The sequence below is a fragment of the Streptomyces sp. NBC_01363 genome, from assembly GCF_026340595.1.
GTDB lineage: Bacteria > Actinomycetota > Actinomycetes > Streptomycetales > Streptomycetaceae > Streptomyces.
The window spans coordinates 284,226-303,562 of the sequence record NZ_JAPEPF010000001.1 but is presented as its reverse complement, the minus strand read 5'-3'; the positions used below and the strand labels follow the sequence as shown (position 1 = coordinate 303,562).

General features: G+C 71.9%; 20 protein-coding genes. 13 read left to right on the top strand and 7 right to left on the bottom strand.

Going from position 1 to position 19,337, the window contains the following annotated elements:
* The first annotated feature begins 301 nt into the window (after positions 1 to 301).
* Entirely contained in the window at positions 302 to 2,293 is a 1,992-nt protein-coding gene (locus tag OG611_RS01380; RefSeq protein ID WP_266414700.1) for a translation factor GTPase family protein, read from the top strand.
* Between the two features lie 14 nt (positions 2,294 to 2,307).
* Here OG611_RS01380 and OG611_RS01375 read toward each other — a convergent pair whose 3' ends face one another.
* Complete coding sequence (locus OG611_RS01375) at positions 2,308 to 3,165, bottom strand: transglutaminase-like domain-containing protein (protein ID WP_266414698.1); 858 nt, start codon at positions 3,163 to 3,165, stop codon at positions 2,308 to 2,310.
* 18 nt (positions 3,166 to 3,183) lie between these two features.
* A complete protein-coding gene (locus OG611_RS01370) occupies positions 3,184 to 4,185 on the bottom strand; it encodes a GNAT family N-acetyltransferase (RefSeq protein ID WP_266414696.1) in 1,002 nt (333 codons plus the stop codon).
* Positions 4,186 to 4,302: 117 nt separating this feature from the next.
* On the opposite strand from OG611_RS01370, the gene fdxA reads away from it, so the two are divergent.
* Both fdxA and dapC read left to right on the top strand, forming a co-directional pair.
* Positions 4,303 to 4,623, top strand: a complete 321-nt coding sequence (fdxA, locus tag OG611_RS01365) for a ferredoxin (RefSeq protein ID WP_018956287.1) — start codon at positions 4,303 to 4,305, stop codon at positions 4,621 to 4,623.
* A 168-nt stretch (positions 4,624 to 4,791) separates the two neighbouring features.
* Positions 4,792 to 5,886 carry a succinyldiaminopimelate transaminase gene (dapC, locus tag OG611_RS01360; protein WP_266414694.1) on the top strand — a complete coding sequence of 365 codons (1,095 nt, stop codon included), beginning with the start codon at positions 4,792 to 4,794 and terminating at the stop codon, positions 5,884 to 5,886.
* Between the two features lie 97 nt (positions 5,887 to 5,983).
* Here the strand turns inward: dapC and OG611_RS01355 are convergent, their stop codons facing one another.
* Together OG611_RS01355 and OG611_RS01350 are read right to left on the bottom strand one after the other, a co-directional pair.
* Positions 5,984 to 6,397 carry an ATP-binding protein gene (locus tag OG611_RS01355; RefSeq protein ID WP_266414691.1) on the bottom strand — a complete coding sequence of 138 codons (414 nt, stop codon included), beginning with the start codon at positions 6,395 to 6,397 and terminating at the stop codon, positions 5,984 to 5,986.
* Positions 6,398 to 6,684: 287 nt separating this feature from the next.
* Complete coding sequence (locus OG611_RS01350) at positions 6,685 to 7,632, bottom strand: hypothetical protein (RefSeq protein WP_266414688.1); 948 nt, start codon at positions 7,630 to 7,632, stop codon at positions 6,685 to 6,687.
* A 142-nt stretch (positions 7,633 to 7,774) separates the two neighbouring features.
* Here OG611_RS01350 and dapE point away from each other — a divergent pair, with 142 nt between their 5' ends.
* The gene (gene dapE, locus OG611_RS01345) at positions 7,775 to 8,854 is read left to right on the top strand and encodes a succinyl-diaminopimelate desuccinylase (RefSeq protein WP_266414685.1); all 1,080 of its coding nucleotides are present in this window, start codon (positions 7,775 to 7,777) and stop codon (positions 8,852 to 8,854) included.
* A 112-nt stretch (positions 8,855 to 8,966) separates the two neighbouring features.
* Positions 8,967 to 9,716, top strand: a complete 750-nt coding sequence (locus tag OG611_RS01340) for a TIGR00730 family Rossman fold protein (protein WP_266414683.1) — start codon at positions 8,967 to 8,969, stop codon at positions 9,714 to 9,716.
* A gap of 49 nt (positions 9,717 to 9,765) precedes the next feature.
* On the opposite strand, the gene folP is transcribed toward OG611_RS01340, so the two are convergent.
* Positions 9,766 to 10,638 (bottom strand): dihydropteroate synthase, encoded by an 873-nt coding sequence (gene folP, locus OG611_RS01335; protein WP_266414681.1) that lies wholly within the window; start codon positions 10,636 to 10,638, stop codon positions 9,766 to 9,768.
* A gap of 180 nt (positions 10,639 to 10,818) precedes the next feature.
* On the opposite strand from folP, the gene OG611_RS01330 reads away from it, so the two are divergent.
* Together OG611_RS01330 and OG611_RS01325 are read left to right on the top strand one after the other, a co-directional pair.
* Entirely contained in the window at positions 10,819 to 11,364 is a 546-nt protein-coding gene (locus OG611_RS01330; protein ID WP_266414679.1) for a DivIVA domain-containing protein, read from the top strand.
* Entirely contained in the window at positions 11,361 to 11,948 is a 588-nt protein-coding gene (locus OG611_RS01325; RefSeq protein ID WP_266414677.1) for a DNA-3-methyladenine glycosylase I, read from the top strand. The genes OG611_RS01330 and OG611_RS01325 overlap by 4 nt, the downstream gene beginning before the upstream one ends.
* A 28-nt stretch (positions 11,949 to 11,976) precedes the next feature.
* Here the strand turns inward: OG611_RS01325 and OG611_RS01320 are convergent, their stop codons facing one another.
* Positions 11,977 to 12,789, bottom strand: coding sequence for an enoyl-CoA hydratase/isomerase family protein (locus OG611_RS01320; RefSeq protein WP_266414675.1), 813 nt, complete (start codon positions 12,787 to 12,789; stop codon positions 11,977 to 11,979).
* Positions 12,790 to 13,101: 312 nt separating this feature from the next.
* On the opposite strand from OG611_RS01320, the gene OG611_RS01315 reads away from it, so the two are divergent.
* Positions 13,102 to 13,269, top strand: coding sequence for a DUF3117 domain-containing protein (locus tag OG611_RS01315; RefSeq protein ID WP_003966491.1), 168 nt, complete (start codon positions 13,102 to 13,104; stop codon positions 13,267 to 13,269).
* A gap of 167 nt (positions 13,270 to 13,436) precedes the next feature.
* Here OG611_RS01315 and OG611_RS01310 read toward each other — a convergent pair whose 3' ends face one another.
* A complete protein-coding gene (locus OG611_RS01310; protein WP_266425441.1) occupies positions 13,437 to 14,102 on the bottom strand; it encodes an O-methyltransferase in 666 nt (221 codons plus the stop codon).
* A 183-nt stretch (positions 14,103 to 14,285) separates the two neighbouring features.
* Here OG611_RS01310 and sigE point away from each other — a divergent pair, with 183 nt between their 5' ends.
* The 5 genes from sigE to OG611_RS01285 all read left to right on the top strand — a co-directional run bounded on the left by sigE (position 14,286) and on the right by OG611_RS01285 (position 19,287).
* Entirely contained in the window at positions 14,286 to 15,047 is a 762-nt protein-coding gene (gene sigE / locus OG611_RS01305) for an RNA polymerase sigma factor SigE (protein WP_266414673.1), read from the top strand.
* Positions 15,044 to 16,072 carry a zf-HC2 domain-containing protein gene (locus OG611_RS01300; protein ID WP_266414671.1) on the top strand — a complete coding sequence of 343 codons (1,029 nt, stop codon included), beginning with the start codon at positions 15,044 to 15,046 and terminating at the stop codon, positions 16,070 to 16,072. Before sigE ends, OG611_RS01300 begins: the two co-directional genes overlap by 4 nt.
* 110 nt (positions 16,073 to 16,182) lie before the next feature.
* Complete coding sequence (locus OG611_RS01295) at positions 16,183 to 17,922, top strand: S1C family serine protease (protein ID WP_266414669.1); 1,740 nt, start codon at positions 16,183 to 16,185, stop codon at positions 17,920 to 17,922.
* Positions 17,923 to 18,021: 99 nt separating this feature from the next.
* Entirely contained in the window at positions 18,022 to 18,507 is a 486-nt protein-coding gene (locus OG611_RS01290) for a sec-independent translocase (RefSeq protein WP_266414667.1), read from the top strand.
* A gap of 120 nt (positions 18,508 to 18,627) precedes the next feature.
* A complete protein-coding gene (locus tag OG611_RS01285) occupies positions 18,628 to 19,287 on the top strand; it encodes a hypothetical protein (RefSeq protein ID WP_266414665.1) in 660 nt (219 codons plus the stop codon).
* Positions 19,288 to 19,337: the final 50 nt, after the last annotated feature.

Sequence of the window (19,337 nt, the reverse complement as noted above, 5' to 3'; positions counted from 1 at the left end):
GTTGGTGTGAACCGTGCGGTGTGCCGGCCGGGCCGGGCGAGCTCCGCGGCCTGCCGGTTTCTCCGTGCGGGCCCCGGATCCGCGTCGGCGGCGTGCGTGATCCGGCGACGTGCCGCCGCTGACCTGCTTGCTTCCCAGCGCCGAGGTGTGCGCGGGACGGCGGCCGGTAAATCGGTTGTCGGGGGTCGGGCCCTCTGCTGTACTCGCCGCAGAAGTCGACCGACGAAGGAGCGGGTCATGCGAGGAACTCTCATGTTCATTCAGGCGGGAATTGTCACCGATCTTGAAGACATGGAGTTTCGTGTACACGCTGAACCTGGGAATTCTGGCGCATGTCGACGCCGGTAAGACGAGCCTGACCGAGCGGCTGCTCCACACCGCCGGTGTCATCGACGAGATCGGCAGCGTCGACGACGGCAGCACCCAGACCGATTCCCTGGCACTCGAACGGCAACGCGGCATCACGATCAAGTCCGCCGTCGTCTCGTTCGCCGTCGACGACATCACCGTCAATCTGATCGACACCCCCGGTCACCCGGATTTCATCGCCGAGGTGGAACGGGTACTGAATGTGCTCGACGGTGCCGTGCTGGTCATTTCCGCGGTGGAGGGCGTACAGGCGCAGACCCGCGTGCTGATGCGGACACTGCGACGCCTGCGCATCCCGACGCTCGTCTTCGTGAACAAGGTCGACCGCGGCGGCGCGCGGGACGAGGCCGTTCTGCGGAGCATCGCCGAGAAGCTGACCCCGGCCGTGGTCGCCATGGGCTCGGTCGACCGGCCGGGCGGCCGGGATGCCCGCTGCACGCCCTACACCGGCGCCGACGCCGGCTTCACGGACCGGCTGACCGAGCTGCTCGCCGACCACGACGACGCGCTGCTGGACGCGTACGTCTCGAATGCCGCGGCCCTCCCGTACAGCAGACTGCGCGAGGAGCTGGCGGCGCAGACCGGGCGGGCGCTGGTGCATCCGGTGTACTTCGGCTCGGCGATCACCGGCGCAGGGGTGGATGCCCTGGTCAGCGGGGTCAGGGAGCTGCTGCCCGCGAGCGGGGGCGATCCCGGCGGGCCGGTCTCGGGCACGGTGTTCAAGGTGGAGCGCGGACCGGGCGGCGAGAAGACGGCGTACGTCCGGATGTTCTCGGGCACGGTACGGATCCGCGACCGGCTGCCGTTCGGCCGGGGCGACGGGCGCGCCGAGGGCAAGGTGACCGGGATCAGCGTCTTCGACCGGGGCTCGGCCGTGCGTGGGGCGGCGGTCGGCGCGGGCCGGATCGCGAAGCTCCGGGGGCTCGGCGGTATCCGGGTCGGCGATCCGGTCGGCGATCCGGTCGGCGTGCCGGACACGACCGCACCGGGCCGCTGGTTCGCTCCGCCGACGCTGGAGTCGGTCGTGGTTCCCTGCCCTCCGGCGAGCCGGGGCGAGCTGCACTTCGCGCTCGCGCAACTCGCCGAACAGGACCCGCTGATCAACCTGCGTCAGGACGACGTCCGAAAGGAGGTGTCCGTCTCGCTCTACGGCGAAGTGCAGAAGGAAGTCATCCAGGCGACGCTGGCCGACGAATTCGGAATCGGTGTCACCTTCCGCGAGACCACGACCATTTGCCTGGAACGGCCGAACGGCAGTGGTGCGGCGCACGAGATCATCGGCCGGAGCGGCAATCCCTTTCTGGCGACCATCGGCCTTCGGGTCGACCCCGCCCCGGTCGGCAGCGGTATCACCTACCGGCTGGAGGTGGAGCTCGGATCGATGCCCTTCTCCCTGATGAGGGCGGTGGAGGAGACCGTGACGGAGACCCTGCGGCAGGGACTGCGCGGCTGGCAGGTCACCGACTGCGTCGTCACCATGACGCATTCCGGCTACTGGGCCCCGTTGAGCACCGCGGGCGACTTCCGCAATCTGACCCCGCTGGTCCTGATGAGCGCCCTGAAGCAGGCCGGCACCACGGTGCACGAGCCGATCCACCGATTCCGCCTGGAACTCCCCGCGGACCTGCTCAGCCCGGTCCTGCCCGTACTCGCACAGGTGCGCGCCGTCCCCGGGACACCGGCCCCGCACGGTTCCGTATACGTACTGGAGGGCGAGATCCCGGCAGCCCGCGTCCACGAGCTCCAGCAGCAGCTTCCGGCTCTGACGCGCGGCGAGGGGGTCCTGGAATCGGGCTTCGACTGCTACCGGGCCGTCGTCGGTACGCCCCCGGACCGGCCGCGCGCGGACCGCGACCCGCTCGACCGCAAGGAGTACCTGCTGCGCACGGTGCGCAGGGTCGCCGCGGGCGGGGATGTGCGGTGACCCCGGGACAGCCCTCAGTTCAGCAACGCCCGCGCCGCCCGCGCCCGTCGCCGGATCGCCTCCGCCGCCGCGGGCTCGACCCCGTCGACCACGTCCGCGTACTCCTCCATCTCCGCCGCCCCGCGCAGGAACTGCCCGCTCTGGACGAGCAGCTGCGCGCGCTCGTAACGCAGCCTGGCCGGATGCGAGGGGAGGAGCAGTGACAGGTCCACCGCCCACAGCGCCACATCCGTGTGCTCCGGACGGGCCGCCGCCCACGCCCTGATGTTGTTCAGGATCCGCAGCACGATCTCCAGCGGCCGCGCGGGCACCAGCATCGACTCCTCCAGCGGCTCCCCGGTGGTCCCCGCCACCAGCAGCTCCGCGTCCTGCCCGGTCATCGGCCGGCCGCCGTCGAACGGGTCGGCCAGCACCCGCTCGGCCGGATCGCCGAAGCCGACGACGAAATGACCGGGCAGCGCCACCCCGTACACCGGGGCGCCCGCCCGCCGCGCGACCTCGATCCACACCACGGACAGCAGGATCGGCAGCCCGCGACGCCTGCGCAGCACCTCGTGCAGCAGCGACGACTCCAGCCGCTGGTAGTCCGCCGACGAGCCCGCGAAGCCGTACCGCTCGCCGAGCAGTTCGGCCAGTGCCGAGGCCCAGGCCCGGCCGCCCCGCACGCCGTACGGAAGCCGGCCCGCCAGCTCGTCCAGTTCGATCTGTGCCGCGTCGATCCCGTTCACGTCCAGCGCGGGATCGGCCACCGCGCCCAGCAGCAGGCAGAGCAGCGCGAGGTCCGGCCGTTCGGCGCGCGCCTCCTCGGCGAACTGCCGGCGCAGCTCGTCCCGGCCCGGATGCTCCGGCCGTCCAGCGGGTTCAGGATTCATCGGGCCCGTCCCTGTCCGTCACGCCGAGCGGAAGTGGTGGTACAGGTGGTGGACCGCGAACCCCATGCCCTCGTACAGCGCCCGCGCCCCCTCGTTGTCCGACTCCACCTGGAGCCACGCCGCCGACGCGCCCTCCTCCAGGGCCTTGCGGGCGAGCGCGGTCATCACGGAGGTGGCGAGCCCCCGGCGGCGGTACGCCGGATCGACCTCGACGGCCATGAAGCCGGCCCAGCGCCCGTCCACCACGCACCGCCCGATCGCGGCGGGCGCGGCGTCCTCGCGGTCACCGGGCACGGAGGCGAACCACACCGAGGGCCCGCCGCGCAGCACCGCCAGGACGTGCGGGCCCGGGGTGTCGAAGCGCTGGTAGCGGGAGAGCCACGTCTCGTCGAGGTCCCGGCTCAGCCGTACCCGGGACACATCCGCGTCCAGATCGCCGATCGGGGCGAGCCCGCCGGTGCGTACCTCCGCCGTCACCTCGCGGCGCCATCCGCGCTCCTCGAGCTCCGCGCAGAGCAGCTCCTGGGTGCCCTCGGCGCCGGTCGCGGTCTGGATGTACGCGGGCAGGTCCCGTTCCCCGTACCACTGCCGGACGCGCCCGAGCGCCTCGTCGAGCGGGACGCCCGGATCGCCGAGCGGCAGCACGGAGTTGGCGCGCCGGGTGAACCCCTGCGCGGCGCGCAGCCGCCAGTCGCCCAGCGGCTCGCTCTCCACCGGCTGCCAGGCACGGGCGCAGACGGGCGCGAGCTCTTCGAAGGAGGCCGCCGGACCACGCCGACGGGCCGGAGCGGCGGGCACCACCTTGCCCGCCACCAGCGCGGATTCCGCGATACGGACGGATTCACCGCTCTTCGGTGTGATCGAGAGCACACCGTCGTCCCATGATGTGAGAACTCCTACCGTGTCGGCGAACTTCGCTCCTTGCGGGCCGGTCTCGCACACACGCCGGACTGATACCCGTTTGCCCACGTCAGCCGGTGTGATTCGGACCGTGAGCTGTCCGCCGATGGTGAATTCCACAGCTCTGTATGCCCCTCCTGTTCGGTTCGTGCCCCGGAACGGAGATACTAGGGGCGGGCATCGACGACGCCGCGCTCCCGCGCGAGAGCCAACGCCCTACCGAGGAGGAACGACAGCGTGACCTACGTCATCGCGCAGCCTTGTGTCGACGTAAAGGACAAGGCCTGCATCGAAGAGTGCCCCGTCGACTGCATCTACGAGGGCCAGCGGTCCTTGTACATCCACCCGGACGAATGCGTCGACTGCGGAGCCTGTGAGCCGGTGTGCCCGGTCGAGGCCATCTTCTACGAGGACGACACCCCCGAGGAGTGGAAGGACTACTACAAGGCCAACGTCGAGTTCTTCGACGACCTCGGGTCGCCCGGTGGTGCCTCCAAGCTGGGCCTGATCGAGCGCGACCACGCGTTCATCGCCGCGCTGCCGCCGCAGAACCAGTAGTCAGCGGCCAGCATGTGCGCCGCCCCGGTCCCGTACGGCTCGTCACCGTGCGGGACCGAGGCGTTTCCACGCCCGGGTGACGAGCGGCCCGAGTGTCCCTTGTGACTCCGTGTGTCCCTCGTGAACCCGCACGCCCCTCGTGACCCCCGTACGAGAAAGCAGAGATCCGTGTCCGCAGTCTCCTCCCGTCTCCCGGTCTTCCCCTGGGACAAGCTCGCGCCCTACAAGTCGACGGCCGAGGCCCACCCCGACGGCATCGTGGACCTGTCCGTCGGCACGCCCGTCGACCCGGTGCCCGAGCTGATCCAGCGGGCGCTCGTCGACGCGGCGGACAGCCCCGGCTATCCGACGGTATGGGGGACCGCCGAGCTGCGTGACGCGATCACCGGGTGGGTGGAGCGGCGGCTCGGCGCGGTCGGGGTGACGGACCGGAACGTCCTGCCGGTCGTCGGCTCCAAGGAACTGGTGGCCTGGCTGCCGACCCAGCTCGGTCTCGGCGCGGGCGACAAGGTGGCGTACCCGCGCCTGGCCTACCCGACCTACGAGGTGGGCGCCCGGCTCTGTGGCGCCGAGCCCGTCGTCTACGACGACCCGACCGAGCTCGACCCGGCCGGCCTCAAGCTGCTCTGGCTCAACTCGCCGTCGAACCCGACCGGCCGCGTCCTGTCCAAGGACGAGCTGATCCGGATCGTCGCCTGGGCCCGCGAGCACGACGTGCTGGTCTTCAGCGACGAGTGCTACCTGGAGCTGGGCTGGGAGGCCGAAACGGTCTCCGTGCTGCACCCGGACGTCTGCGGCGGTACGTACGAGGGCATCGTCGCCGTCCACTCGCTCTCCAAGCGCTCCAACCTGGCCGGATACCGCGCGGCCTTCATCGCGGGCGACGCGGCCGTGCTGAGTGAGCTGCTGCTGATCCGCAAGCACGGCGGCATGATGACGCCGGCCCCGGTCCAGGCGGCGGCGGTCGCGGCGCTCGGCGACGACGAGCACGTCGCGGAGCAGCGGACCCGGTACGCGGCGCGGCGCACGGCCCTGCGCACCGCGCTGGAGGCGCACGGCTTCCGGATCGAGCACAGCGAGGCGAGCCTCTACCTGTGGGCGACGCGTGACGAACCGTGCTGGGAGACCGTGGCGTACCTGGCGGAGCTCGGCATCCTGGTGGCGCCGGGCGACTTCTACGGACCGGCCGGCGACCGCTTCGTACGGGTGGCGTTCACGGCGACGGACGAGCGGGTGGCGGTAGCGGTCAAGCGGCTGGCCTGAGCCCGGGAACGGCGGTACACGCGCGGGGCCCCGGGAGTGCGCACTCCCGGGGCCCCGCGCGTGTGTGGTGCTGCTGCCGGCCGGTGGCCGGGACGGGTCAGCCGAGCGGCAGGTTCTGGGTGGGCAGACCCTGGGTGGGCAGGCCGCCCCCGGTCGCGGCACCGGTGGCGTTGCCGAGGACCTCGCCCGCGCTGCCCGCGGCGCCGCCCGCGGCCTTCTGCACGGCGGGGGTGGCCTTGGCACCTGCCTTGCCGACGGTCTTGCTGGCGGCCGGGAGGGTCGTTCCGACGATCTTGCCGCCGGTGTCGCCCGCCACCTCGGTGCCCTGCTGGGACGCGCCGTCGACCGTCTTGCCGAGACCGGCACCGTCGACGGTGGTCAGACCGCCGAGCTCCGGGGTCTGCGGCAGCTCCGCGGCACCCGCGGCTCCGGCCGCGCCGACCACGGGGGCCGCACCCGCGGCGATCAGCAGCGCGGCGCGGGCGATCCGGCGGGTCAGGGGGAGGGACATGATGCTCCTTCGACGGAATGAGGAATAGGTCTGTCCGTTGATCGGACGCAATGACAACCGTCGAAAGGGCGGGGGAGGTTGCGGTGGGCTTGGGTAAAGAGTCGGTAATGCGTCAGATCATCTGCAGTGGAGGAACCCGGGCAAACGCTGCATTCCCGGGTTCGTCGATGAACCGTCGCTTCCCTTTGGTGGCAAGGGAATCGAGGTGCCGGAAGGCGGCGGTGGGAGGGGTTGTGCGAGGGGGCGCTCAAAACCGGCCGGATGGCACTTCCGGGTGAACGCGTGAACTAGAGCGCGAGCTTGATCCGGACGTCGGTGGTGCCCGAATCCTTACGTTCCGTCCGCCAGCCCGACCCGGCCTCCCACACCCGGCCCCCGTACGAGACCTCGGCCAGGCGGAGCGCCTCGGACTGCGCGACCGCCCAGTGCGCGAGCTCCCAGCCGCGCCGGGCCGCGCCGTCGTCCCCGGACGCCCGGGTCGCGGGCACCGGCACCGAGACCGTGCTCGTCGCCGCCGCACCGGCCGCGGCCCCGCCGTCCTGCGGCGCCGTCGTCACCGCGGGCAGCACGTCCTTGCCGAAGGCCCGCACCAGCTCCGCCCGTACCTTCGCCGAGTCGGCGCTCGCGGCCGTCGCCCGCGGCGGCGCGCAGTTCAGCGAGGCGGGCGTACGACCGGTCAGCGCCGCCGCCAGCAGGGCCGCGTCCGGCTCGTGCTTCGCGTACGCCTGCGGGAAACCGCTGCGCTGGACCCGCTGCGCGGCGACCGTCAGCGGCAGCCGCGAGTAGCCGGGGACCTCGGCCAGATGCCGGTAGAACTCCCCGGCGGAGTAGACCGGGTCCAGGATCTGCTTCTCGGTGCCCCAGCCCTGCGAGGGGCGCTGCTGGAACAGCCCCAGCGAATCCCGGTCCCCGTGCTCGATGTTGCGCAGCCCGGACTCCTGGAGCGCGGTCGCCAGCGCGATCGTCACGGCACGCTCCGGCATCCCGCGCGAGGTGCCGACCGCGGAGATCGTCGCGGCGTTGACGGCCTGTTCCGGGCTCATCCGGTACGTACGGCCCTCGCCGTCCGAACCATCGGCCGACTCGACGACGCACCCTTCGATGACCTTGCTGCCGGTTATGTACTGAACGGTCAGATAGCCGCCGAGCGCGGCGAGCACGACAAGGCCGGCAGCGATACGCAGGAGGCGGCTGCGGCCGGTGTGTCGGCGGGCGGGGGAGACGGTCCGGGGCACGGGCCCACCGTACTGGAGTGCCGGACCGGGGCCGAGGGCCCCAGGGCCCCTCTGCTGGATCATGCCGGGCCCGTGAACCCGGCACCGCTCCCCGATCCCGCCCGATCCGGACGGGAGGCGCCGGTCCCTTAGGGTCGGTCCCATGCCCGAAACCACACTTGACCTCACCCTGGACGGTCCGGCGCTCACCGCCCGGCTCGTCGACTTCCCCTCGGTCAGCGGTCAGGAGAAGGACCTCGCGGACGCGATCGAGTCGGCCCTGCGCACCCTCCCGCACCTGACCGTCGACCGGTACGGCAACAACGTCGTGGCCAGGACGAACCTCGGCCGGTCCGAGCGGGTGGTGCTCGCCGGGCACATCGACACCGTGCCGATCGCCGACAACGTGCCGTCCCGGCTCGACGACGACGGGGTGCTGTGGGGCTGCGGCAGCTCCGACATGAAGTCCGGCGTCGCGGTCCAGCTGAGGATCGCCGCGACCGTGCCCGAGCCCAACCGCGATCTGACCTTCGTCTTCTACGACAACGAAGAGGTGGCCGCGCACCTCAACGGGCTCGGCCACATCGCCGACGCCCACCCCGACTGGCTGACGGGCGACTTCGCGGTCCTGCTGGAGGGCTCCGACGCCGAGGTCGAGGGCGGCTGCCAGGGCACCCTGCGGGTCTTCCTCCGCACCGAGGGGGAGCGGGCCCATTCCGCGCGCGGCTGGATGGGGTCCAACGCCATCCACGCCGCCGCCCCGATCCTGGCCCGCCTCGCCGCGTACGAACCGCGCCGCCCGGTCGTCGACGGCCTCGAATACCACGAGGGCCTGAACGCCGTACGGATCGAGGGGGGCGTCGCCAACAACGTCATCCCGGACGCCTGCACCGTCGTGGTCAATTTCCGGTACGCACCCGACCGGACCGCCGAGGAGGCGCTGGCCCACGTCCACGAGGTCTTCGCGGACTGCGGCGTCGCCGAATTCGTCGTCGACGACCACTCGGGCGCGGCCATGCCCGGCCTCTCCCACCCGGCGGCCAAGGCGTTCATGGCGGCGGTGGGCGGCACCGCCCGGCCCAAGTTCGGCTGGACGGACGTCTCCCGCTTCGGCTCCCTCGGCGTCCCCGCCGTGAACTACGGACCGGGCGACCCGCTGTTCGCCCACAAGCGCGACGAGCACGTGGTGGTCGAGCGGATCACCCACTGCGAGGAGCGGCTCCGCTCCTGGCTCACCGGCTGACCCACGGCATTCCCCTGTCCGTAACCTCCATGGATCTACCCTGACCTGACACGGATGACCATTGATCCTCCTGGATCTTCCGGTCGTCGATCGTCGTCGGAGGGAGCAGGTCATGGGCAACCCCGAGGGAGCGCAGGTCCCGGAGGAGCAGCGGCTCGGACCGGTACTGCGCCGCAGGGAACAGGTACAGCCCGGCACCACCGATCAGCGGTTGCTGGACACCGAGGGCGACTCCGAGTGGGTGCACACCGACCCCTGGCGGGTGATGCGCATCCAGTCGGAGTTCGTCGAGGGATTCGGCGCGCTGGCCGAGCTGCCGAGCGCGATCAGCGTCTTCGGTTCGGCCCGCACTCCGGCCGGCGGACCCGACTACGAGGCGGGCGTACGGATCGGCAAGGCCCTGGTCGAGGCCGGCTTCGCGGTGATCACCGGAGGCGGGCCGGGGGCGATGGAGGCGGCGAACAAGGGGGCGCGGGAGGCGAAGGGCGTCTCGGTCGGTCTCGGCATCGAGCTGCCCTTCGAGTCCGGCCTCAACCCGCACGTCGATATCGGTGTCAACTTCCGCTACTTCTTCGTCCGCAAGACGATGTTCGTGAAGTACGCGCAGGGATTCGTCGTGCTGCCCGGCGGTCTCGGCACCCTGGACGAACTCTTCGAGGCGCTCACCCTCGTCCAGACGGGCAAGGTCACCCGCTTCCCGATCGTGCTGTTCGGCACCGAGTACTGGAGCGGTCTCGTGGACTGGCTGCGGGACACGGTGGTGGCGCAGGGCAAGGCGTCCGAGCACGACCTGCTGCTGTTCCACGTCACGGACGACGTGGACGAGGCGGTCGACCTCGTGACGAAGGAGGTCGGCCGGTAGTGCCCGTCCGGGGAGCGGGGCCCGCCCCAGGGCCCCGTCCCCGCCCCGGTCACGCCAGTCCGCGCCGGGCCACGGCCGGGTCCCGGTGCCCCGCGATGGACGCCACCATGTCCAGCACCTGCCGGGTCTCCGCCACCTCGTGCACCCGGTACACCTGCGCCCCCAGCCACGCCGACACGGCCGTGGTCGCCAGCGTCCCGATCACCCGCTCCTTCACCGGGCGGTCGAGCGTCTCGCCGACGAAGTCCTTGTTGGACAGCGAGACGAGCACCGGCCAGCCGGTCTTCGTCATCTCGCCGAGCCGGCGCGTCGCCTCCAGGGAGTGCCGGGTGTTCTTCCCGAAATCATGACCGGGATCGATCATGATCCCGTCGGCCCGCACCCCGAGCGCGACCGCGCGCTCGGCCAGCCCCACCGTCACCCGCAGGATGTCCGCCATCACGTCGTCGTACGCGATCCGGTGCGGCCGGGTGCGCGGCTCGGCGCCGCCCGCGTGCGTGCACACCAGACCGGCGCCGTACCGCGCGGCGACCTCCGCGAGCTTCGGGTCGACGCCGCCCCACGCGTCGTTCAGCACATCCGCGCCAGCCTCGCAGACCGCCTCGCCGACATCGTGGCGCCAGGTGTCGACGCTGATCACCACGTCCGGGTGACGGCGGCGCACCTCCGCGACGAACCCGACCGTGCGGCGCGCCTCCTCCTCGGCGGTCACCTCCTCGCCGGGACCCGCCTTCACACCCCCGATGTCGACGATCGCCGCACCGTCCGCGATGGCCTGCTCGACCCGGGCGAGCGCGGGTTCGTCCCGGAAGGTCGCGCCCTGGTCGTAGAAGGAGTCCGGGGTACGGTTCACGATCGCCATGATCACCGGCTCGTGCGCACCGAATTCGCGCCGCCCCAGCCTGAGCGCACCGCTTCGCATCCCGCGTTTCTCCTCTGGTAGATCACCCGTGAGTCGCCTGCGACCCCAGGGTCCGGCCGGCGGATCATGGCCGGGGGCGCGCCTGAGCCGCCGGACAGACCCTAGTGCCTGGCCGGTGGGCACCGGCTGTCGGTGCCGCATGGCACGATCGGACCCGGACAGGTTTCCGCTCCCGGGGAGATGCGCGTGTTCTGGTTCTTGCTGGTGACGATGGTCGTGGTCGTGGCCGCGGTCACCCTCGCGGTGGTCGGCGGGGGGAAGAGCGCCGTCCTGCAGGACGTGGCGCCCGAGCAGCTGACCGACCCGCTGCCCGCGACCCGGCCGGTCGGCCGCGCGGATGTCGACGCGCTGCGGCTGCCGGTGGCCGTGCGCGGCTACCGCATGATGGATGTCGACGAGGCGCTCGACCGGCTCAGCGCCGAGCTCGCCGAGCGGGACGCGCGGATCGCGGAGCTGGAATCGGCGCTGGCCGGCGCGCAGGCGACCGCGGTCGGCGGCCCCGGTCTCATCGAGCGTCCGCAGGAACAGCCGCAGCCGGGCCGGGAGCGGCCCGAGGACCGTCCGCAGGAACAGTCGCAGCAGGGGTGGGAGGGGCCCGAGAACCGCCCGCAGGAACAGCCGCAGCAGGGGTGGGAGGGGCCCGAGGACCGTCCGCAGGCGCCGTGGGAGGCGCCCCGGCAGGACCCGCGGCCGACCGAGCACCCCGGAGAGGAGCCCCGGCGATGAGCGGCGGCGCGGAAGCGGCCCCGGACGGCGGACTGCGCTGTCCCTGGGGGCTCTCCACCGAGGACTACCTCACGTATCACGACACCGAATGGGGCCGGCCCGTCCACGGCGACGACGCCCTCTTCGAGCGGCTCTGCCTGGAGGCCTTCCAGTCGGGCCTCTCCTGGCTGACGATCCTGCGCCGCCGGGAGGGCTTCCGCTCCGCCTTCGCCGGGTTCAAGATCCCCGCGGTGGCCGAGTTCACCGACGCCGACAAGGAGCGCCTCCTCGCCGACGCCGGCATCATCCGTAACCGCGCGAAGATCGAGGCGACCCTCGCCAACGCCAAGGTGCTGGCCGGCTGGGGCGCCGGCGAGCTGGACGAACTGATCTGGTCCTACGCCCCCGACCCGGCGGGCCGCCCCGCCCCGCGCACCCTCGGCGACGTCCCGGCGGTCACACCGGAGTCCACGGCGCTGGCCAAGGACCTCAAGAAGCGCGGTGTGCGCTTCGTCGGACCCACGACGGCCTACGCCCTGATGCAGGCCTGCGGCCTGGTCGACGACCACCTGGCCGACTGCGTGGCGCGCGGCGGCCGGGCGTAGGGCCGTGCGGGCGCAGGCCGTCCGGCGGCTACCGGCCGAGGTACTTCGGCTTCTCCTTGTGCAGGAACGCCTGCACCGCGATCGTGTGGTCCTCGGACGCGCCCGCCCTGGTCTGGAGCTCGTCCTCCTTCTCCAGCGCCTCGCTCAGCGTGTGACCGGCGCCGTAGGCCAGGGACTCCTTCAGCGCCGCGTACGCCACCGTGGGGCCGGACGCCAGGGCGCGGGCCACGGCGGCGGCCTCGGCGGCCAGGTCGGCGGCGGGCACCAGCTTGTTCACGATGCCCAGCTCATGGGCGTCCTGCGCGGAGATCGAGCGCGGGAAGAGCAGCAGGTCGGCGGCGCGGCTCTGCCCGATCAGGCGCGGCAGCGTCCAGGAGACGCCCGAGTCGGCGGTGAGGGCCACTCCGGCGAAGGAGGTGTTGAACGAGGCGCTGTCGGCGACGACCCGGTAGTCGCAGGCGAGCGCGAAGCCGAAACCGGCACCGGCGGCGACCCCGTTGACCCCGGCGACGACCGGCTTGGGCATCTCGGCGATGGCCCGCACGATCGGGTTGTAGTGCTCCTGCACCGTGCTCAGCGCATTGCCGCTGCCCGCCTCGCGGGTGCTTTCGAGCGTGGCCACATGCTCCTTGAGATCCTGGCCGACGCAGAACGCCCGCCCGGTCGCGGTGAGCAGAACGGCACGTACGGCGGTGTCGGCCGCCGCCGACTTCAGCGCGTCACGGAGCGCCACCTTGGCCGCGGTGTTCATGGCGTTCATCGCGTCGGGACGGTTGATCGTGATCGTCGCGAGTCCGTCGCTCACTTCGTAGCGCACGCTGTCCGCCATGTGGTCGGCCATTTCGTCGTCCCCTTCGCACTCGGGCTATGCCTGTCCAGGCAAGCATGGCCGACTCGGGCGGGAGCCGACATGTGACCTGCGTCTAACAATTGAGCCCCGATGCGGGGGTGCGGGCGGCGGAGTATCGCAGGCCGATCGCCGAATTGGGTGGTTTTGAGAGAGCGCGTTGCGCAAGCGATGCCGACCGATGTTGGTCATCGGGGTCTGTGATGCGGGATAATGGCCTGGAAGCAATGTGTTCGATGCCGGTGACACAGCGCCTGTCATGGGGCCGCCGGTTGCGATGAGCTGGTTTCAGGAAGGGGAACGAGCATGGCGGCCATGAAGCCGCGGACGGGCGACGGCCCGCTCGAGGTGACAAAGGAGGGGCGGGGCATCGTCATGCGCGTTCCGCTCGAAGGCGGCGGTCGGCTTGTCGTGGAGCTGACTCCGGACGAGGCCGATGCACTCGGCGATGCCCTCAAGAAGGTCGTCGGCTGAGCAGAGGCGCCCACACTTCATCACTGCCCCGGCACGGTGTCCGTGCCGGGGCAGTGATGCGTTCACGATCGTTCCCGACAGAACGACCGGCCGACCTGACCGATCGTTCCTGACCGTCCGGCCCGTCCGGGGCGCGGGCGAGTCCCCGGGCCCCGTGGCCGTGGGCGTCAGCCCCTACGCACCGCGCACAGCAGCCCGTCGCCCACCGGCAACAGCGTCGCCATCAGTTCCTGGCTCTCCCGCACCGCACGCAGCAGCTCCCGCAGCCGCAGTACCTCCGCGGGCTGCGCCGCGGAGTCGACCGTACGGCCGTCCGCGAAGACGCCCTCGAAGCAGACCAGGCCGCCGGGGCGCAGCAGGCGCAACGATTCAGCGAGACAGTCCAGGCTCTCCAGCCGGTCGCCGTCGCAGAACATGAGGTCGTATCCGCCGTCCGCGAGCCGCGGCAGCACGTCCAGGGCGCGGCCGGGAATGAAGCGGGCCCGATTGGCGGCGTACCCCGCGGCCCGGAAGGCCTCACGGGCGAACTGCTGGCGCTCGGGCTCCGGGTCGACCGTGGTCAGCACGCCGTCGGGCCGCATTCCGTGCAGCAGATAGAGCCCGGACACGCCGGTCCCGGTGCCGATTTCGGCCACCGCTTTGGCGTCCGTCGTGGCAGCGAGCAAGCGCAGCGCGGCGCCGGTACCTGGCGACACCGAGCGGAGCCCCGCCTCCCGGGCCCGGTCCCGGGCCCAGCGCAGTGCTTCGTCCTCGGCGACAAAGGCGTCGGCGAACGCCCAGCTCGTCTGCCGGTTGGCGGTAATGACCCTCTCCTGTCCCCGTAGTTGGCGCAACGGTGACTGTATCCGCTGCACCCGGGAACCCGCAGATGGGACCGGGCGTTATGAAGGCGCAGGGGAGAGCCTGTGGAATCGGCCCGCGGATCGGGTCCGGGATCCACCGGCCGGCGGTTCCCGGGGGCGATCCCCGGCCCCAGCAGGAAAAAGGCTTATCCGGAGCTAACGGGCGAGGTGGCTATGGTAGGGGCTCCACTGGACACCACCAGAGCCGATAGGGGAGGTGCGGCTGCGCCTGTGGATCGGGGAGGAGTGCTGCGGCGCTTTCTCAGGTCGGCGGGTGAGCCGAAATCCGTGACCAACATTGCTGACCGTTCTTCCAACGTCTCCGCGACGACCGCGACCTTCGCCTCAGATGGGGACTCCCAGGCGTGGACGCCACCCTCATGGGAAGAGATCGTCAGCACGCACAGCGGCCGGGTCTACCGCCTCGCCTACCGGCTGACGGGCAACCAGCACGACGCCGAGGACCTCACGCAAGAGGTCTTCGTCCGCGTGTTCCGGTCGCTGTCGACCTACACGCCGGGCACGTTCGAGGGCTGGCTGCACCGCATCACGACCAACCTGTTCCTGGACATGGTCCGTCGTAAGCAGCGGATCCGCTTCGACTCCCTGGGCGACGACGCCGCCGAGCGACTGCCGAGCCGTGAGCCGTCCCCGCAGCAGGTCTTCAACGACACCCACTTCGACGCGGATGTGCAGCAGGCGCTGGACACCCTCGCGCCCGAATTCCGTGCCGCCGTCGTGCTCTGTGACATCGAGGGACTTTCGTACGAGGAGATCGCCGCGACGCTGGGCGTGAAGCTCGGCACCGTGCGCAGCCGTATCCACCGCGGTCGCTCGCACCTGCGCAAGGCGTTGCAGCACCGTTCGCCCGAGGCCCGTGCCGAGCAGCGCTCGCTGGCGGGCGCGGTCCTGGCGGGGGAGGGCGGAACGGCGTGAGCGGCACAGGTCCGACCCCCGCGGAACAACACCTGGGGGACCGCCTCGCCGCGCTTGTCGACGGCGAGCTGAAACACGACGCCCGCGAGCGGGTGCTCGCCCACCTCGCGACCTGCGCCAAGTGCAAGGCCGAGGCAGCGGCGCAGCGACGCCTGAAAAGTGTCTTCGCCCAGTCCGCCCCGCCGTCGCCGTCCGAGGGGTTCCTCGCCCGGCTGCAGGGCCTTCCCGGGGGGCCGGGGGGTGACGACGACAGCCAGGACAGACCATTCGGCGGCTCCGGGCGCTTCGCGGACGGCCTCTTCCCCGTGATCCAGCCGTCCGGCAGCCGCCCGGACTCGTCGGGGAACCGGCCGCTCGGCGGCTTCGGCTTCCTCCCGACCCCGCACGGCTCGACCGCCGTACTGCCGGGTGGCTCCTCCCGTTCCGGCTTCCGGATCCACGAGGTGGGCCGCGAGGCGGAGCGGTCGCCCTGGCGCGGCCGGAGATTCGCCTTCGCGGCGGCGAGTGCCGTCTCGCTGGCGGCCATCGCGCTCGGCGGCGCCCTGCAGCCGGGCGCGGGTTTCAGCTCCGCGGCCCGTGCCACGGGCGCCGGAAACGCGGTGACCCCGCTCGAAGCCCCCTCGCGCGGCGAGAGCGGCGGCTCGGTCAGCCGCCGCGGCGGCAGCCACGGCACGCTCGCGGCCAGGGGGTCGGGCGACCGCTCGATCGCCGCCGCTCCGTCGGCCGTGCCGAGCGTCGCACCGGCGGCCCCCTCCGCCACTCCTGCGGTGCTCTCCTCCGCGAGCCTGCCGGGAAACCCCTTCGCCATGCACGTCCTGACCAATGTGTCCGCGCCACCGCTGATACGTCCGACCGGCACCACCCCGCTCTTCGCCGAGGTGTTCGGGCGGCTCGCCGCACCGTCACCGACGTCCTCCGCGCCACCGTCCGGGACGCAGTCGTCACCACCGCCCTGGGCACGGCCGTCGGCCTCGGCCTTTCCCACCCCCGCCGATCGTGGTCTGCCGCTTTCCTCCCGGCGCTGACCGGGGTCTGCGCAAGCATTCGCAAACCTGGTTGAATTCCGGGAGCAGTTCCGGGAGGGACGCCCCTGTCGGGGCGTGCAGAGGCCAGTTGCGGCAGTTGCGGGGAGAGCATGGAAGACGGGAAGTCCACCGGGCCGAAGGCGAAGTGGTGGAGCCGGCCCACGCCGGGACGCACCACCCGCACAGCGCCGGACGAGCCGTCGTCCATCGAGGACCCGGCGCCCGTGGCCGACCCGGCGTCCACGGCGACAGCGACGGACGCGGCGGTCGCCGATGACCGCGCGAGCCGCACGACCACGGCGCCGGAAACGCACCCGGCCGACGCGCCGCCCCGGTCCCCGGCGCCCGAGCCGGTGGCCGCCGTACCTGCCGCACGGCCCGTGACACCCCTGCACGAGCCCGATCAGTACAGCACCCCGCCCTACGGCGGCCCCGGCCCCTGGGCACCCGCCCCACCCGTGCAGCGGCCGGTCCCGACCCCGGCGCACGGCACCCCCGTACCTCCGCAGTACGCGGGGACGAACGGCGCGGGCATTCCCACGTCGCCCGCTCCCGCCCCGCCCGCGACCGGCTTCACGCCCCCGCCCCACACGCCTCAGCAGCAACCCCAGCTTCAGCAGCCGCAGCCCCAATCGCAGCCGCCGGCGGCGACGCAGTGGCTCCAGTACGACCCCTGGGGTGCGCCCAGGCAGCCGCTCACCAACCCGGGCCCGCCGCTCGGGGCCGACACCGGACGCAAGAAGAGCCGGCGCGGCTCCCTCCTCGCCGGCGCGGTACTGCTCGCCCTGGTGGCGGGCGGGATCGGCGGCGGCATCGGGGCCTACATCGAGCGCAACGGCGGCCTCACCCAGGTCGAGCTCCCGCAGGCCGGCCGCAGCAGCGGCGGCCGGGCCCCCGACAGCGTCGCCGGCATCGCCGCCAGCGCCCTGCCCAGCGTGGTCACCCTCCACGTCAGCGGCTCCACCGAGTCCGGCACCGGCACCGGCTTCGTCCTCGACGGCTCCGGCCACATCCTCACCAACAACCATGTCGTCGCCCCGGCCGGTCAGGGCGGCGAGATCACCGTGACGTTCAGCGGCGGGGAGACCGCGCGCGGCGAGGTCGTCGGCAAGGACAGCGGCTACGACCTGGCCGTGGTCAAGGTCACCGGGGTCTCCGGCCTCAAGCCGCTGCCGCTGGGCAACTCCGACAATGTGCGGGTCGGTGACCCCGTGGTGGCCATCGGCGCCCCCTTCGACCTGTCCAACACCGTGACCTCCGGCATCATCAGCGCCAAGGACCGGCCGATCACCGCGGGCGGCGAGAAGGGTGACGGCAGCGACATCAGCTACGTCGACGCGCTGCAGACCGACGCGCCGATCAACCCGGGCAATTCCGGCGGCCCGCTCGTCGACACCGACGCCCATGTCATAGGCATCAACAGCGCCATCCGCGCCGCCGACAGCGGCTCGGCCGAGGAGGGCGGACAGGCGGGTTCCATCGGCCTCGGCTTCGCCATCCCGATCAACCAGGGCAAGCGGGTCGCCGAGGAGCTGATCAACACCGGGAAGGCCACCCACCCGGTGATCGGTGTCACGCTCGACATGAAGTACGCCGGGGACGGCGCCAGGGTCGGGTCCAAGGGCGCGGCCGGCAAGCCCGCGGTGACGCCGGGCGGGCCCGGGGCCAAGGCCGGGATCAGGCCCGGGGACGTCATCACCGCGGTCGACGGCCGGCGGGTGCACAGCGGCGAGGAGCTGATCGTGAAGATCCGCGCGCACCGTCCGGGCGACCGTCTGGACCTCGCGCTGACCCGCGGTGGCAAAGACCTGTCCATCTCTTTGACGCTCGGTTCGGCAAGCGGCACGTGACAGCCCCGGGACGCTACCGCGCGGACAGTTTCGACGGGTACCGTGGGCCGGGTCCGGACCTCGACCGACACGGTCTCGGAGAACACGAGGAGCAACAAGGTGTTCAATGACATAGGCGTACTCGAGCTGGCGACGCTCGCGATTCTGGGCGTGCTGATCTTCGGCCCGGACAAGCTGCCCAAGGTCATCCAGGACGCCTCGCGCTTCATCCGCAAGATCCGTGAGTTCTCGGAGAGCGCCAAGGAGGACATCCGTACGGAGCTCGGCCCGGAGTTCAAGGACTTCGAGTTCGAGGACCTCAACCCCAAGACGTTCGTCCGCAAGCAGCTCATGGACGGCAATGACGACCTGGGGCTGAAGGAGATCCGCGAGAGCTTCGACCTGCGCAAGGATCTTGCCGAGGTCACCGACGCGGTGAACGGCCGGGAGAGCAAGGACGTGGAGTCCGCGGACTCCCGGAGCAGCGTGTCGAGCGGCTCGGCGATCACCGCCGCCAACGGCTCCGCCGGTGCTCCGGACCTGCTCAAGAAGCGTGACCAGCCCGGCAAGGACGACCGGCCACCGTTCGACGCCGACGCCACCTGACCCCCCGCCAATCCCGGCTCGTCCGGACGGTATGGCTATTCTCCATCTGTCCGGTTGTGAGTACGCCCGTTGGGGGGCGGGCCGCTCCGGACCCAACGGATCGAGGAGGCGGCCGGGCAGATGGAGACGACAAGTCGGGTGGGCGCGGAAGATGCGCCGGGCACAGTCACCGCAGAGGGGGTGCCGGCGGCCCGGCGTATTGTCGACGGCTACCTGGCAGCCACGTTTCCCTGGTACGGACTGGACGAGGCCTTCACCGGGCCGCGCCGGCTGATGCAGGTGGGCACCGCGGCGGACGGCACGGTGCAGCACGGTTCCATCGGTCACGGTGACGAACCGTCGGTCCGGGCCGACGCGGGCGCCGAGAAGCAACGGTTCGCCGTCGTCGTGTCGATGGCCAGCAGCCCGGTGCGGCGCAGCGGCGACGGCACGGGGGTGCTGGACGCCACCACGGTGTCCTCCGCGGCCTGGCTGGCCGGGTCCGCTCTGCTCGCCTGCACGTGGCCCCCGCAGATGGACCACGCGCTGCGCGACGACTGGCTGGACCAGCAGACGGAGACGGCCTTCGAACTCGCCGACGACCTGGACGGCCCCGCGTGGTCGGTGCTGTCACTGCCGGTGGACGGTGTCCCCGTGCCGTTCCACTACCGCGAGTCCGAATTCGGCTGGGTACTGGCGGGATCGGCGCACGGCGAGGTGCACATCGGCGCGTACGGGCGGGGGATGAGCGCGTACGGGCTGGGATTCTCCGTCATCGGCGACATCGCGACGTACGCGTAGGACCGCGGGCACACGTACGCGCGGCGAGGAGACGCACGTACGCGCAGGAC